14 protein-coding genes and 3 tRNA genes are annotated in these 14,542 nt (G+C 43.5%); 2 read left to right on the forward strand and 15 right to left on the reverse strand.

Translation table 11 applies throughout. From position 1 onward, the window contains the following. Nucleotides 1-732 (reverse strand): glycosyltransferase family 2 protein, encoded by a 732-nt coding sequence (locus AC0VYG_RS12030; protein WP_475428246.1) that lies wholly within the window; start codon nt 730-732, stop codon nt 1-3. Between the two features lie 558 nt (nt 733-1,290). Between AC0VYG_RS12030 and AC0VYG_RS12035 the strand changes: the two genes are divergently transcribed. Further along, nucleotides 1,291-1,659, forward strand: coding sequence for a methionine-R-sulfoxide reductase (locus tag AC0VYG_RS12035; RefSeq protein ID WP_475428247.1), 369 nt, complete (start codon nt 1,291-1,293; stop codon nt 1,657-1,659). Nucleotides 1,660-1,944: 285 nt separating this feature from the next. Here AC0VYG_RS12035 and AC0VYG_RS12040 read toward each other — a convergent pair whose 3' ends face one another. The 7 genes from AC0VYG_RS12040 to AC0VYG_RS12070 are packed head-to-tail and all read right to left on the reverse strand — an operon-like array spanning nt 1,945 to nt 10,151. Then, nucleotides 1,945-2,358 carry a hypothetical protein gene (locus AC0VYG_RS12040; RefSeq protein ID WP_475428248.1) on the reverse strand — a complete coding sequence of 138 codons (414 nt, stop codon included), beginning with the start codon at nt 2,356-2,358 and terminating at the stop codon, nt 1,945-1,947. Between the two features lie 2 nt (nt 2,359-2,360). Continuing rightward, nucleotides 2,361-3,542 (reverse strand): restriction endonuclease subunit S, encoded by a 1,182-nt coding sequence (locus AC0VYG_RS12045; protein ID WP_475428249.1) that lies wholly within the window; start codon nt 3,540-3,542, stop codon nt 2,361-2,363. Further along, complete coding sequence (locus tag AC0VYG_RS12050; RefSeq protein WP_475428250.1) at nt 3,539-5,176, reverse strand: type I restriction-modification system subunit M; 1,638 nt, start codon at nt 5,174-5,176, stop codon at nt 3,539-3,541. The genes AC0VYG_RS12045 and AC0VYG_RS12050 overlap by 4 nt, the downstream gene beginning before the upstream one ends. 24 nt (nt 5,177-5,200) lie before the next feature. Further along, entirely contained in the window at nt 5,201-6,124 is a 924-nt protein-coding gene (locus AC0VYG_RS12055) for a PDDEXK nuclease domain-containing protein (RefSeq protein WP_475428251.1), read from the reverse strand. Continuing rightward, the gene (locus AC0VYG_RS12060; RefSeq protein WP_475428252.1) at nt 6,121-6,252 is read right to left on the reverse strand and encodes a hypothetical protein; all 132 of its coding nucleotides are present in this window, start codon (nt 6,250-6,252) and stop codon (nt 6,121-6,123) included. Before AC0VYG_RS12060 ends, AC0VYG_RS12055 begins: the two co-directional genes overlap by 4 nt. After that, the gene (locus AC0VYG_RS12065) at nt 6,236-9,619 is read right to left on the reverse strand and encodes a DEAD/DEAH box helicase family protein (protein ID WP_475428253.1); all 3,384 of its coding nucleotides are present in this window, start codon (nt 9,617-9,619) and stop codon (nt 6,236-6,238) included. The genes AC0VYG_RS12060 and AC0VYG_RS12065 overlap by 17 nt, the downstream gene beginning before the upstream one ends. Nucleotides 9,620-9,668: 49 nt before the next feature. After that, nucleotides 9,669-10,151: a sigma 54-interacting transcriptional regulator gene (locus tag AC0VYG_RS12070; RefSeq protein ID WP_475432537.1), complete on the reverse strand. Its 483-nt coding sequence runs from the start codon at nt 10,149-10,151 to the stop codon at nt 9,669-9,671. Between the two features lie 380 nt (nt 10,152-10,531). Here AC0VYG_RS12070 and AC0VYG_RS12075 point away from each other — a divergent pair, with 380 nt between their 5' ends. Beyond that, nucleotides 10,532-10,774, forward strand: coding sequence for a PAAR domain-containing protein (locus AC0VYG_RS12075; RefSeq protein ID WP_475428254.1), 243 nt, complete (start codon nt 10,532-10,534; stop codon nt 10,772-10,774). 29 nt (nt 10,775-10,803) lie between these two features. Here the strand turns inward: AC0VYG_RS12075 and AC0VYG_RS12080 are convergent. The 7 genes from AC0VYG_RS12080 to pal all read right to left on the reverse strand — a co-directional run bounded on the left by AC0VYG_RS12080 (nt 10,804) and on the right by pal (nt 14,521). Then, nucleotides 10,804-10,891, reverse strand: a tRNA-Ser gene (locus AC0VYG_RS12080). A 103-nt stretch (nt 10,892-10,994) separates the two neighbouring features. Continuing rightward, complete coding sequence (locus AC0VYG_RS12085) at nt 10,995-11,561, reverse strand: nitroreductase family protein (protein WP_475428255.1); 567 nt, start codon at nt 11,559-11,561, stop codon at nt 10,995-10,997. Between the two features lie 198 nt (nt 11,562-11,759). Continuing rightward, nucleotides 11,760-12,806 carry a quinolinate synthase NadA gene (gene nadA, locus AC0VYG_RS12090; RefSeq protein ID WP_475428256.1) on the reverse strand — a complete coding sequence of 349 codons (1,047 nt, stop codon included), beginning with the start codon at nt 12,804-12,806 and terminating at the stop codon, nt 11,760-11,762. 40 nt (nt 12,807-12,846) lie between these two features. After that, a tRNA-Lys gene (locus AC0VYG_RS12095) sits at nt 12,847-12,922 on the reverse strand. A 34-nt stretch (nt 12,923-12,956) separates the two neighbouring features. Then, nucleotides 12,957-13,032 (reverse strand) — tRNA-Lys (locus AC0VYG_RS12100). 41 nt (nt 13,033-13,073) lie between these two features. After that, nucleotides 13,074-13,934 (reverse strand): tol-pal system protein YbgF, encoded by an 861-nt coding sequence (gene ybgF, locus AC0VYG_RS12105; protein WP_475428257.1) that lies wholly within the window; start codon nt 13,932-13,934, stop codon nt 13,074-13,076. Then, complete coding sequence (gene pal, locus AC0VYG_RS12110; RefSeq protein WP_475428258.1) at nt 13,931-14,521, reverse strand: peptidoglycan-associated lipoprotein Pal; 591 nt, start codon at nt 14,519-14,521, stop codon at nt 13,931-13,933. The genes ybgF and pal overlap by 4 nt, the downstream gene beginning before the upstream one ends. Nucleotides 14,522-14,542: the final 21 nt, after the last annotated feature.

The following is a 14,542-nucleotide window of genomic DNA, read 5'->3' on the forward strand; positions in this document are numbered from 1 at the left end:
TTAGTTGTTCTCATGGTAGTGACCAAACTCGTACTCAATTTCGTTATTGTACATTTCGCCAATAAAAAAACGTCTGACATTTGCCTTAATATACAAATACCCTGTTTTGAAAGTACCGTCTTGCTTTAAGCGGCGTGGGTCAAACTGAAAGGTCATCGATAACATTCGAAAGCGCCAAGTCTTACTGGCTCGATTCACATAATCACAGTCTTCACACAAATGAATTCTCTCATTAAAGCCACCTAACTCACGATGAAGGCGTTTCGTAGAAAAGATGCAAGCCCCAACGGCAGTAGGGAAAAAGAACTGAGTGAGATAAATACCAACATTAAACATGCCATAACTCAGCTTTGTGGGCAGCCCTAATCTGCTTGCCCCCATATATACCCCAGCAATTTCCAGTTTTGATTTATTTAATTTATTAACCGCTTTAGATAAAAAACGCTCATGCAAGCGGACATCGGCATCTAAAAATAAAATACGCTCATATTTCGCCAAATTCGCCCCCACATTACGGCCAAGGCTTACCCCTCTTTTCTCCATTTTGTGGACTCTGAATTCATTAAAGCAAGTTTCATACTGGGCAGCGACCAATAACGTGTCATCCTCACTGTTCGAATCGACAATAATCACTTCAAAGTCTTTGAACACCTGATTACTCAGGTCCTCTAAAAGCCGTCCAATTCGTTTTTGTTCGTTGTAAGTAATGATAATGACACTTAATTTGTTCATCTGCTTTCCTCTCTTATTGCCTATAAAAGGCGTCATATTCACCATGGCTTACCCTTCTTTTTGGGCTCAAAACAGGGCTCGCTAAACAACGCCAGTTCACATTTACCCTTCATGATAAAGGTCAAAGCTTACAGGAACCTTAACGGTTATAACTTTTGATTCCCAAGACATAAACGGTCTTACAAGCCCCGATCAACATAATGTCATCTATTGATGAAAGAGAGTCGTGATTTTTAGGAAGCAATAAGACTATTCAGTAACACTCAGCAAAAGAACAGGCGATGCTCGGTGAATAACAAAACGGTCATTAAAACATGTCTATATAACAAACCAATGACAGCCTCTCATCATGCATTACTTCGCCATGCAATCGCTACTGACAAGCTGACTTCATCGAATTGGTAGAGCTTAACAACCTTTAGAATGAACCATTCGTCCATACTATTGTCATAATTGTATAAGTGAAGACGTGCCATAATTCGGGCACATCGACTCGACCCGTACGTCATTAAAGAGTTTTAGAGAGTTAAAGAAACGAAAACAAGAAGAGAGAGTTACATGAGCAACCCTTACAACAAACTAACGCCAGAAGAAGCCAGCGTCATTTTAGATAAAGGCACAGAACGCCCTTTTACCGGCGAATACACGGACACCATGGCAGCAGGCTTATACGTTTGTCGCCAGTGCGAAGCCCCACTTTACACCTCAGAGCATAAATTTATTTCCCACTGTGGCTGGCCTAGCTTTGATGATGAGATAGAAGGTGCTGTAGAGCGCATTCCCGATAGAGACGGACGCCGCACCGAAATCGTCTGCGCCAACTGTGGCGGTCACCTTGGCCATGTGTTTGAAGGAGAGCATCTTACTGAAAAAAACATCCGCCACTGCGTCAACTCTATTTCCATGAAATTTAAAAGCCAAGACTAACTGTCTTGGTTTTTAAACACCCTATTCCGCAAAGCAAAATATCAGACATAAAAAACCCCGACTAGACACCAATCTAATCGGGTTTCTTGATAATGGCGGTAAGCAATTCCGCTATAGGCTCCAATAAAGTGCATAAAAATACATTAAATCATTATATATCAGCAGCTTAAAAAAACACGTTTCCAATAGAGTCCAGCAGATACACTTAAATCCCACCTCTATTGATGTACCTCTCCTTGTACATCCTCTAGTGATACAGAACTTGATGTTGAGGGCATCGAAATATCAAACTTTTATAGTATTTAAAAACTTCTGGTTCTGTGCTGCGATACATCTCGATATTGCTGGCTCGCACTCGTAGTCTCTTACAAACGAGCGATGAAAGTCGCTGTCTCGCTCTAAAAACACAGCCCTTGGCCCATCGCTAAACTGATCGGCGGTGATGTCGATAATCCAACCGTCCCATTCAAGCCAAGCATGTGTTTGATACTGATTACTTACTGTTCTTTCGCCTGCTACATAGCGGATGTTTGTATATCCTTGGCTGACAAGAAAACAACCAAGGATATGACTGACATTGCCGCAGCAACCTGTAGGGAAACGCTCAAACAGATAGTTTCCTGCTGGTTGCTTTGACAGCATTTCGAAGTAATTTCGAGCCTGCTGTAAATGCAGTCTAATCTGATCGACTTCAGGCAAAGCTACAGCTGACCAGAGAATGCTCGTTGACCTAAAGATGAAAAGATAGCCTCACAATTAAATATACTTTCTTTTCGCGTTGTTAATGAGTCTTTATATCTCGTACATACAAGCTCAAATTCCGTTTGAAGTTCTAAATTTGGAACAATAACTTCTAATGATTTCACGTCCTGCTGATTGATACTTGATTGATTCACAGCATCTTTTGCAAGTTTAAGAACTTGATTTTTAATATATGGAGTTTGCAACTGATGGACCAAAAAGCATGGATTGATGATTTTTTCATTGGCCGAAAAGTTCATCATATTTGACTCAAAGACAGTAACTTCTTCCAACCTTTCAACAAAAGCACTTTTCCCCAAGTAGTCACGACTATTAACACGGTTGATTAAAATACTTCTATCTTTTAATTGGTACTTTTCGATTTCGTTTTGCCCTAGATTTACGCGTTTTAGTTTTTCCTGTGGTGACAAAACGCCGTTATAAAAACCATCAATCCGAAGTATCCTTATTCCCGATCCATATTCAGTAGAAGGCTTATACAAACCATTTGTAGGACCCGACTCAATCAGACTTCCCAACGACTTAACCTCCCACCCCTTGGGATTGGTAACCGGGTCACCAAACATGTCTAAAAACATAGAACGAAGAAATTCGTCGGCGATTTGGATGGCTTGTTGGCGTTTGCGGCGGATGGCGTCGGCTTTGTCGAGAATGGCGGCGATGCGCTTTTGTTCTCCCAGTGGGGGTAGTGGAATTTCAGTATCCTTAATCATTCCTTGACTAATATTTGGCTGAGCACCACCAATAGCATTATTTAAGAAGTATGGGACTTTTGATAGAAGCGCATAGTAAACATACTTTGGAAATGCTTTGGACTCATCAGGAATTATGTTGCAAACGGCTTGATTAGTTGCAGCGTCGATACCTAACAAGGCCATTCTTCCAACAGTAGCTCCATACATTGCTAATAAAATAGCTCCTTTTGGAACTATCTTTGCGCTGCTTTTCTGAATCGCAAGCTCTGAAAGAAACTCGGATGCTTCCGTGACTAACTTCTCTCGTAAATCACCCGACTTAATCCAAGGAATGTCACCTTGATAGAATTCAGGGTTACTTCTTGATGGAGTTCCGCCGCTCCCTGTTTTACAAATTTCAGCGATTTTCACCATCGGCCATTTCATAGCATCCCCTCCAGTTCTTTAAGGTCTGCCATAATTTCGTTTTCTAGGGCCATGAGTTTGCCAAGGATGACTTTTGGGTCTTCGTATTGTTCTTCTTCGTACACCACTTCTTTATAGCGGTTGATGGAGAGGTCGTATTTATTGCTGGCGATGTCGGCGACATCGACCACAAAAGCTTTTTGAGTCTTGTCCTGAAAATATGTTGCTGCATCTTCTGGATTAGCGCATCCCTGCGCGTCATCACCAAATTGCGAAAAATCAAAGTTGCTTTCAACGAGCTGACGATAGGCTTTCCATTTGGCGATGGCGTCTGGTAAGTCGTTAGTGCCTTCGCCTTTTAGTGGCGTGCGTTTATCGTCAAGGGAAAGGCCGTCGGCTTGAAGATCGTAGAACCAAACCCGCTCGGTGCTGCCGCCTTTGGTAAAAAGTAGAATCGCGGTGCTAACACCAGCGTAGGGTTTAAATACGCCGCTGGGCAGGCTGATAATGCCTTCCAGTTGGTTGTTCTCAATTAACTCTTGACGAAGTTGTTGGTGTGCTTTTGAAGAGCCAAATAACACGCCATCTGGCACGATCACGGCAGCACGTCCACCCAATTTGAGAGAGCGTAAAATATGCGCCACAAACAACAGCTCGGTTTTTTTGGTTTTCACCATGCTGAGTAATTCTGGGTTGGTGTTGGTTTCATCTAAGCTACCTTTAAAAGGCGGGTTCGCTAGGATCACGTCAAAGAAGTTTTCTTCCTGCTGCGGGAAGTTCTCACGGATGGATTTGTTCAAAGTGTCTTGGTATAGCACGTTAGAGCCATTTACCCCATGTAGCATCATATTCATGCTGGACACACGCAACATGGTGGTGTCAAAGTCGAAGCCCCAGAACATGTCATCACTGATGTGTTCGCGGTAGTTTTCCAGTAGGTCGCCAGGGTAATGTTGGTTACCTTCTTCGTCTGTCCAAATATTTTTTGGGCTGGAGTGTTTACGATTCAGGTATTCCATGGTGCGCGCTAAAAAGCCCGCTGTACCACAAGACGGATCGCAAATGGTGTCCCATGGTTGCGGATCGATAATTTCAATCATGGCGTCAATAATATGACGCGGTGTGCGAAACTGGCCGTTGATGCCGGCGGTAGTCAGCTTACTAAGTAAGTATTCGTAGATGTCGCCTTTCACGTCGCTTTGGTTCAGCGGTAAGGAGTCCACCATTTCTAGCGCAGCGACCAGCACAGATTCGTTTTTAATTTCGAGATCGGCGTCTTCCATGTAGTCACTAATGTGGCCCATGGCTTTGACTGGGGTATCTTCGCCTACTTGGTCTATGTCGGCCACTTGACCCAGTTTGGAAAAATAAGGATAGACTTCGTTTTTCAGGTGTTTATGCAGATCCTTCCCAGATAAGTTTTTGAAGTTTTTCCAACGCAGTAATTGACCTTCTTTGGTGTCCGGAAAAAGACGCACAAAGGCTTTGCCTGTACGGTTGGCTTTGCGTTCTTCCGCTTCTTCCTGCATGTCGAGCATACGGGCAAACATCAGGTAACTGATCTGTTCAATCACGGTCAAAGGGTTAGTAATCCCCCCTGTCCAGAATTTTTCCCATAGTTTGTCGATGTCGTTACGGATTGGTCCGGTTAGCATAAGGTCTCTCTTTTATATCGTGTTTTAAACTGAAGTCGCTTGATACGCCGCGCGCTGCTCTTGAATGCGGAGTATGTGTTCACGCTCGCGCTCTAACTCTCGTTGGAGTTCTTCTTCAGTCGGTAAAGTGGTGGTGTATTTTGAGGCAAACAGTTGTTTGCTCTCGTTGAGTACAGAATATTTGGCAACAGTGTTATTGCGCTCGCTACACAAAATCAAACCAATGGTTGGGTTATCATCGTGGGCACGCTTTTGCTCTTCGTACATGCGAACGTACATATCCATTTGCCCCACGTCTTGGTGAGTCAGTTTGTTCATTTTTAAGTCGATCAACAGAAAGCATTTTAAATGAAAGTTATAAAATACTAAGTCGATGTAGTAATCGCCATCTTCGGTACGAATGCGCTGCTGACGCTCGACAAACGCAAAGCCTTTGCCTAACTCCAATAGGAATTTTTGCAAGTTGTTAATGATGCCCTCTTCTAAGTCGCTTTCCTGATACGTTTTGTCCTGAAGATTCAAAAAATCGAGAATATACGGATCACGCAGATAATCTTGCGGCGAGTCTCCTAGCGGCGCTATTTTATTAGCCGCTTCTTGCGTGAGTACTTGTTTATCTTTACTCGCTAACAAGCGCTCGTAATATAACACACCAATTTGGCGTTCTAGTGCTCGAACGCTCCAACTTTGTGAGACGGCCTCTTGGGCATACCATGTGCGAGCAGCGCTATTTTCAACACGTGCCAGTACATTGTAATGTGACCAACTCAATTCGAGAGACAGTGTCTCTCGAATTGGAAAGGCGAGATACATGCGGCGCATATTGCGCAAATTGGTCGTGTCAAAGCCTTTGCCAAACTCATCCGTTAGTCGCTTGGAAAGCTGTTGCAACTGTTGCTTACCGTATTCAGCACGCACTTGTCCTTGTTGCTCTTGCTCAACGATCAAAGCCCTATTTCCCAATACGCCATCACCATTTGATGGTTAATGGTTTTTTTAACTTGCTGGCTTGCTTGATCGAGCACACTTTTAATTTGCGCAAACAGTGCGTCGTTTTGGTTAGTTATTGGCCCCATATTGAACATCCTGTTTGATAAAGGGTTTAAGTACAGAAACTAGGTCTTCAACATCTGCTTCTTTAAATACACCATCGACACCATTTGGGCTGACACTTGTAAAAGGCGCTTCATATAGTTTGGCAATGTCGATAAAACCATAGTTGGTGATATAGGTTTTGAGTAGGTCCATGAATCTCACTTGTTGGGAAGTCAGATTCGGGTGACGATGCACAAAGTCGGTGAAGTGCTCACTGACTTTCTCTGGCTCTAGCCCTACCAATTCTTGCAAGGTGATATGCAGTTGATCGGCAGTCCGGCCATAAAATTCGTTCAGGGCATCCAAACTCACTGTGGGGTGCGTGGTTAAGATGGTTGATGTTAGATTTTTTAGGTCGTCTTCCGAGACCGCCTCATGGGCTTTGATTTTTTGCAGTATCGGGTTCGTCGCAACTAAGTTGTCTAGTAGCTCTTTGGCTCGTCGGCGATAAACGCTCACTTCGTCTCTGTTATAAAGTTTATGCTCACGTACTTCTGTGACAACTTTGCCATCTTGTGTACGAGTTTTCAGTGGGTCATAACTGCCACTGGTATCACTCTGACGGAACTTCATAATACTGCGTAGCTGAGTTCGAGCGTTTTCTAGCTTAGTTATACTAGGGGCTTGCCAGAACTCAGCACTGTTTACTTCGTCGATGATAGCTTGCTTTTGGCGAACCGCTTGAATATTAACCGCTAAGGTAGAGATTTGCTCGATTAAGGTGTCTCGTCCATCTTCAAAGCTGGCTGACTGTTCAATAAAGCTGGTTTCCACGACAGCCATTAAACGATCCAATTGTGTTGCATGCTTATCTTTCAGTGGACGAACCGCCATCAGTGGCGCCACCGTTTCAGATAACAAATGCTGTGTTGTTGCATTCAACGTTTGTAAGCTATCGGTTTGCAGAAGTGTATCGACTTGTCGCAACACTTTACGAACGGCCACACTGTCTTTTGGTAAATCAGCAATATCCGCTTTGATTAATTCAATGGCGGTATCAAAGCCTTCTCGGTGGTTATGTTTAAGGGCCTGAATCGCTAGATTTACACGAGCCTCAAAGCAGGTTTGCAGTAACGGCTTGCCACCCACATCTTGAGGTTCTTTGTACTCTTGTTCGAAAAATTCAAAATTACCGTAGTGATCGAAAATTAAAAACTCTGTTTTATCTTTGCCTTTACCAAACAAGTTTTTACATAAGCGCGTTCCACGGCCAATCATCTGCCAGAATTTGACCGACGATTTAACCGTTTTCGCAAAGACGAGGTTCACCACTTCTGGCACGTCAATGCCTGTGTCCAACATATCTACCGAGATCGCGATACGGAATTCGTTGTCGCCTTTTTTAAATTCTTTGATCAAGCTCTCTACATGGGACACTTTGTTATGAATGACTTTACAAACTTTGTTGCCATATTGTGGGTAGAGCTTGCAGAAGAGTTTTTCTAAATGCTCTGCATGTTTTTGGTTATTCGCAAAGACAATCGTTTTACCTACTAGCGAGTTGGTTTCATCCTTAATGCCATAATTCATCAAGTTTTCAAGAATCTCTTGGTCGGTTTTTTCACTAAAAATTTTACGCCCGATGTCTTTGCCTTGATAGCTAGCATTTTGCGCTTCTTCAAAGCCAAGATCGTCTTCTAACTGGCGTTTTTGATCATCGGTTAGGTCGTTGTAATGAATACCATCACGGAGGAATTCTGTGGTGACGTCTTTGACTTTAAAATCCACTAAATAAGGTGGCTCATGCTCGATGGCTTCTTTTAAGCCAAATTGATACGTCGGGTCCGTGGTTTCACAGCCAAACATATCAAAGGTATTACGGCTGATAAATTTGACTGGTGTAGCAGTCAACCCCACCTGTAATGCATCAAAGTAATCAAATATATCGCGGTAACGATTATAAATACTACGATGACTTTCATCGGCAATGATCAGATCAAAGAAGCCTACATCCAGCTGAGCAAAGCGGTTCATCATGCCAGGATAAGTGGACACGTAAATACGTGCATTTTCGTCAATCTTATTGGTTTCACCAATTTCACAGCGAGGCTCACTGGGTAAATTGGTTTTAAAGGCTTCACTCGCTTGGGTACGCAGCTCTTTGCGGTCACAAAGAAACAACACGCGCTTTGCCCAGCCAGCGTTTAGCATGAGATCTGCAAGCGCAATGGAAACACGTGTTTTGCCTGTGCCCGTTGCCTGGATAATCAAGGCTTTACGACGCTGTTCTTGGAAAGTATGGGCAACCGATTTGATGGCATTGATTTGATAAAGACGATCAGCAATGTTTAAGTTTGGATTGTTTTGTTCAAGTTGGTTATCACGGTACTGGCGTTGGTAAATGAGATAATCCAGACTGTCTTTACTGTAAAAGCCGTAAACTAGGCGCGGAGCATTGTATTGTGCGTCGTCCCAAATAAAGGTTTCATAACCATTGGTGTAGAACATCACTGGGCGCTGGCCAAATTGCTTTTCAAGCGAGTCAGAATACAGTCGAGCTTGTTCTCTCCCTGCTTGATCCGAGCTATTGCTAGAACGTTTCGCTTCGACGACGGCGAGAGGTTTGCCATCGCTACCCCACAACACATAATCTACATAGCCTTTACCAGAAGGGTTGTTCGGAAAAGCTACCTCGACTTCAATGCCGACTTGTTCTGAATCTGACACATTCCAGCCAGCTTGCACCAGCATGGAATCAATTAAAAGCTCGCGAGTTTTCGCTTCGTTCCATTGCAGGCTGTCCGCAAGGGCTTGGCTTTCTTGCTTGCGTTTAAGTTGATCTGGATAAGCAGGCGCATCTAGGTACTTAAGATTCTTAGTACGCTCTTTTTCAATCTGTTCAAGCAGCTCGTCATTGAGCTTTTTCTGCTTATCTAATTCTTCTTTGTATTTATTGATGGATCCAGACAAGGCAATGGCATCAGCACGATTGTCTTTTATATCAACAAACGCTGGGATGGTTGCCTTTTTCTTCATGTAGTATTTGATGGCAAGGTAGCAGGCGAGCTGATGGGCTATCCCCAATGCCATTAGAGCGGTTCGTAAATCCCCTTCCCCGCCATGTGCCGTTTCATTGCCTTGGGTACGTAGATAATTCAACTGATGAATAAGAGGTTTTGTCACACAGTTTTGGAACACAGTGTCACGTACCATGGTGTTCAAGGTTGATTCGGGTAAACGAGGCAGGCGCTCTTCTTTATAAATGGCCTTGGTCAGCTCCTCCGCAAAAGCGCGAAGACGTGTCAGTGCGCTGCCCGGATCAATAAACAACACGGCTTCAGCCAAACCCGCAAGGTTTGCTAATGCCTCGTTTTCAGGACGAAGAAACTCAAAGTTTTGTGATTTCATAAATAATATTGTTTTTATACTCGTGTTATAGCGAAAGCTGTGCCAACGTCTATTTCACGTCGTATTTATCCATCCAGTTGGTTAGTGTTTGATAGTTTTTAAGTCCTAATAACTCAGCCGCTTTGAATTTGCTACCATTGGCATGAGCTAATGCTTTCGGAATATAATGCCTTACCAAATCAGAAATAATATTTTGAATATCAATACCTTGTGAAACATCCCTATCTAACAAACTGGTATTATTATGAGGTCTATCAAACAAGGCTTGTTTGATGTCTTCAGCCGATATTGCGTCTTCGCTACTCCATAGAGAAGCCCGTAATAAAGTTGAGCGTAATTCTCGAATATTATCCGGCCACTGTTGTGAAAGGATAATATTTTTTTGCGTTTGTAGAAATTTTTTATTTGTTAGGACGACATCTTGCTCACCAAACCCATCTAAAAAAAGCATTCCGCCATTAGCTTGTTGGAAATACCCTTGTCGACCAGCTGATGCGCCCGTAAAAGCGCCTTTTTGTGACAGTTGAAGCAGTAGACCTTAAATCTGTTTCGCCAATCCATGAAAAAAGTATTTTTTTCGCCACAAATACATCCCTAATAAAAACAACTGGTTACTGACTGTAAAGACTACTACAGCTTTTCTAGCAGCGCATTAATAGATATAGCTAATTTGGGCAATCCATAGCTTTAAATCTAGCAGCATCAGTTTTGCCCTTCTTTTTCGATCATTTCTCACTTAAGTTAGCGAGCTAAACGTACAAAGTTTTGTACCACAGCCTTATAGTATGTGTATTTTCACTAGATTACTGGTCTATAAATGCATAAATTCACAACACATCGTATATAGTACGTTCGATTAATATTAGTAGACAAGGAACGTTTTATGGGTAAGCCTGCTGCGCGGTTAGGGACATGCACGTACGCCCTAAAGTCGAACCAGGCCCTTTGCCTCACGTAGGCGGTCCCATTGCTGGAGGTTCTCCAAATGTTTTCATTGACGGTATGCCAGCTACAGCAGTTGGCATGATTACGACCCTAAAGAAAGCTATCCCCTTCTTCTTATTGATCAAGAAAAAGCCAATGAGGCAGGCGATGAAAACTAATCTGCTTATTTTGGCTTTAAGCAGCAAGCTGATAATAAAAAACCCCGACTAGACGCTAATCTAATCGGGGTTTCTTTATAATGGCGGTGAGCAAGAGATTCGAACTCTTGATGCCTTTCGACATACACGCTTTCCAGGCGTGCTCCTTCGGCCACTCGGACAGCTCACCAAAACTTGTTAAATCACGCTCTGCGTAATTTGTGCGCGTATCTTAATGGTGAAGTTATTGAATTGCAACTCTTTTTTATAAAAAGTCCCGTTGCAAGGATAATTTATTCCGTCACCCATTCTAGACGTGAGGCAAAGTCTGTCTCTTCAGGAATCTTCGGTGTTGAAGTGGGTGTTCCAACGTAGATTAGGCCCACAATTTGATCAGTCTCTTGTAAGTTGAGCAGGTCTTTGGTTTTTTGCGTGAAGCAGGCAGGACCGCTTCGCCACATGGCGCCATAGCCTAAGGCATTTAGGCCAAGTATGGCTTGTTGAGCCGCCGCTGACGTCGCCATAATTTGCTCTATTGCTGGCACTTTTGGATGCTGTTCGATATGGGCATAAACCAGCAGAATCGCGGGGGCACGATGAGCTTTTTTTACAAAAGCCGCTTCTTTGTCTTCGGTTAAATCATGCACTTCACTTTTGGCATGTTGCCAGTAGACTTGCCCTAGTTTGTCCAGCCCTGCTCCTTCGTAAATACGAAAGCGCCATGGTTTAATTGCGCCGTGGTCAGGAGCGCGACAGGCAGCATCTAATATTGTCTCCCACTCGGTTTTGCTTGGCGCTGGTGCTTCCAAACTAGGCTGAGACACACGATTTCGCATAAAAGTAATAATGTTGTTAGTCATAAGCTGTGGTATTCCAACCAAAAGTACGTTCAATCAATGTTCTTAATCACAAATATCTTAATGATAATGAATATCATATAAGTGCTTTTGAGGTCTAGCGCTATTTAAAGAAACCATCAATGAAAAGCCATACAAACGAAAAAGCCAAGTACAAGACTTGGCTTTCTGGATAGTAGAGTCATTCAATAACGGTTGCTACTATTTCACTTGAAAATCGAGCATTCTTTGCAATGGAATCAAGGCCTTAACTCGCGTCTTTTCATCCACATGTATTTCCCCAGTTCCGTCTCTCAGGGCATTTCGCAACATCTCAAGAGAGTTTAAAGCCATCCAAGGGCAATGCGCGCAGCTGCGACAAGTCGCCCCAGAACCGCCAGTAGGCGCTTCAACAAAACGTTTCTCGGGAGATGCCTGTTTCATTTTATAAAAGATGCCACGATCCGTTGCCACAATGAAGGTGTCATTGGTCATGGATTTAGAAGCGTTGAGTAGTTGTGACGTCGAGCCAACCACATCGGCAATTTCAACGACGGGTTCAGGTGATTCCGGATGAACAAGCACAGCGGCATCAGGATAAACCGCCTTAAGGTCACTAATACCTTTGGCTTTAAATTCTTCATGGACAATACAAGCACCATCCCACAAGATCATGTCGGCGCCGGTTTCACGCTGGATGTAGCCACCGAGATGCTGATCTGGTGCCCAAATGATTTTTTCGCCCTGCTCTGTTAGGTGCTCAACTACATCTAATGCAATGCTTGATGTTACGACCCAATCAGCACGCGCTTTGACCGCCGCTGATGTGTTGGCATACACCACAACGGTACGATCCGGGTGTTGATCACAAAAAGCGGAAAACTCTTCAATAGGACAACCAATATCCAAAGAACAAGTGGCTTCCAATGTTGGCATTAAGACGGTTTTTTCTGGGCTGAGGATTTTTGACGTTTCGCCCATAAATTTGACACCCGCAACCACCAAGGTGTCCGCTGGGTGATTTGCTCCAAAACGCGCCATCTCAAGAGAATCGGCGATGACACCACCCGTTTCTTCTGCCAATTCCTGTATCGCATCGTCTGTATAATAGTGAGCAACCAAGACAGCATTTTTTGCTTTTAACAAAGATTTGATTTCTGCGCGGATTTGCTCATTGTCTACAGATGACATTTTAAGCGTATTTTCAGCAGCAGAGAGGTGCTGTTGGACGGTGGCACGCAAAGCAACTTTATCAAGAAGTTCAGTCATACAACACCTCTTCAGGTAGGTACGTAAGAGCGTGTGATTCTGGTGGGTCGTACTGGATTCGAACCAGTGACCAATTGATTAAAAGTCAACTGCTCTACCAACTGAGCTAACGACCCATAAATCACATAAGATATATTATAAAAAGAAAGTTGGTGGGTCGTACTGGATTCGAACCAGTGACCAATTGATTAAAAGTCAACTGCTCTACCAACTGAGCTAACGACCCAACGGGTTGCGTATAATACAGAGCCCGTTGAGGATTGCAAGCTATTTTAGTTTGGTCAAATAGCTTGTTGCTAGCTTTGCCGCTTTACTATCAGGAAAACGTCGAATCACTTCCTGTAAATAGGATTTTGATTTGTCGGTATTTCCTAATTGATCATTAACAATACCTAACTTATAGAGAGCGTCTGGCACTTTATTATGACCAGGAAATTTTTTAATGACGATATTGAATTGGTCAATTGCTTCTTTTGGTTTACCCAAAACAAGTTTTAATTCACCAAGCCAATAATATCCATTCCCTGTGAGACGGTTATCAGGAAAGTCTTTTACAAACTCAGTGAAAGACACTTCTGCCGTTTCAAACTGCCGTTCTCTAATCAGTTGATACGCATTGTTATAGGCTTGTTTAGCTTCAGGTGTAACAGGCTTCAGGGCAATCGGAGCAAGCTTAACAGCTGATGCGGACGCACCATTAGTCTGCGTACTCATATCATTGACATTTGTCGGTTCGTTATCAGTGTCTGACGTTGATTGTGCGTTGCTAGGAGTCGCTGCTGGCGTTGCAGAAGGCGTCGCTGCTGGCACAGAGCCAGGAGTTGTAGCCGTAGCAGCCGGCACAGTCTGTTGCTGTGCTAATTTTGCCATAAGCATAGAAACACGCTGATCAAGATCCACATAGCGATCACGCTGCTGAGACTTCATTTGATCAATTTGATGCTGTTGATCTTCCAGTTGACCAGTCAGATCTCTTACTTGACTCTGAAGTTGATCGAGCTGAGTTAATAGCTGCGTAGCAGCATTCACCGACAAATTCGTTTGATTCTGGCCATCAGCCATTGCAAGTGGTGCTGCTAATAGCAGCACCACCGCAAAGGAGCGAAAAGTTAAACTATTCACGATCATTTTTCGTAACGGAGATCAACTCGACGGTTTAGCGCCCAAGATTTTTCGTTATGACCGAAAGCAACTGGCACTTCTTCACCAAAGCTGACTGTTTCAATTTGAGAAGCAGGTACACCTTGGATTTCTAAGTAACGAGCTACAGCTTGAGCACGACGCTCACCTAGCGCCATGTTGTATTCACGAGTGCCACGCTCATCGGTATTACCTTCTAAGATGACATGTTCCTCAGGATTAGCAATCAAATACTTAGCATGTATTTGAAGTGCTTTTTGCGCATCAGGACGCACAATGGATTTGTCGAAGCTGAAGTAAAAAACAGTTGCCACACCATCAAGCATAGATTTGCTGCTTTTCGCTTTGTCTTGCTGATTATCGGCAACACTCGTTACCGAGTTATCTTGGCTTGCACCGTAGGTTGCACTGTTATCCGTATCCGCGGGAGCGGCTTGTTCAGTAGTTGCAGTACCTTCGTTTGTTGCAGTGGTTGCTGTAGACGCATCTGTATTTGCACCAGTCGTACTACAACCAGCAAGCCATGCTGCAGACAAACCAACTAACGCAAACTTTCCAAGTTTGTTTACACTCATTATTCACTCCTTCCAGTTATT

This window comes from Marinomonas sp. 63XJN7_7_ISO-PGPR-S23-202, assembly GCF_056173505.1.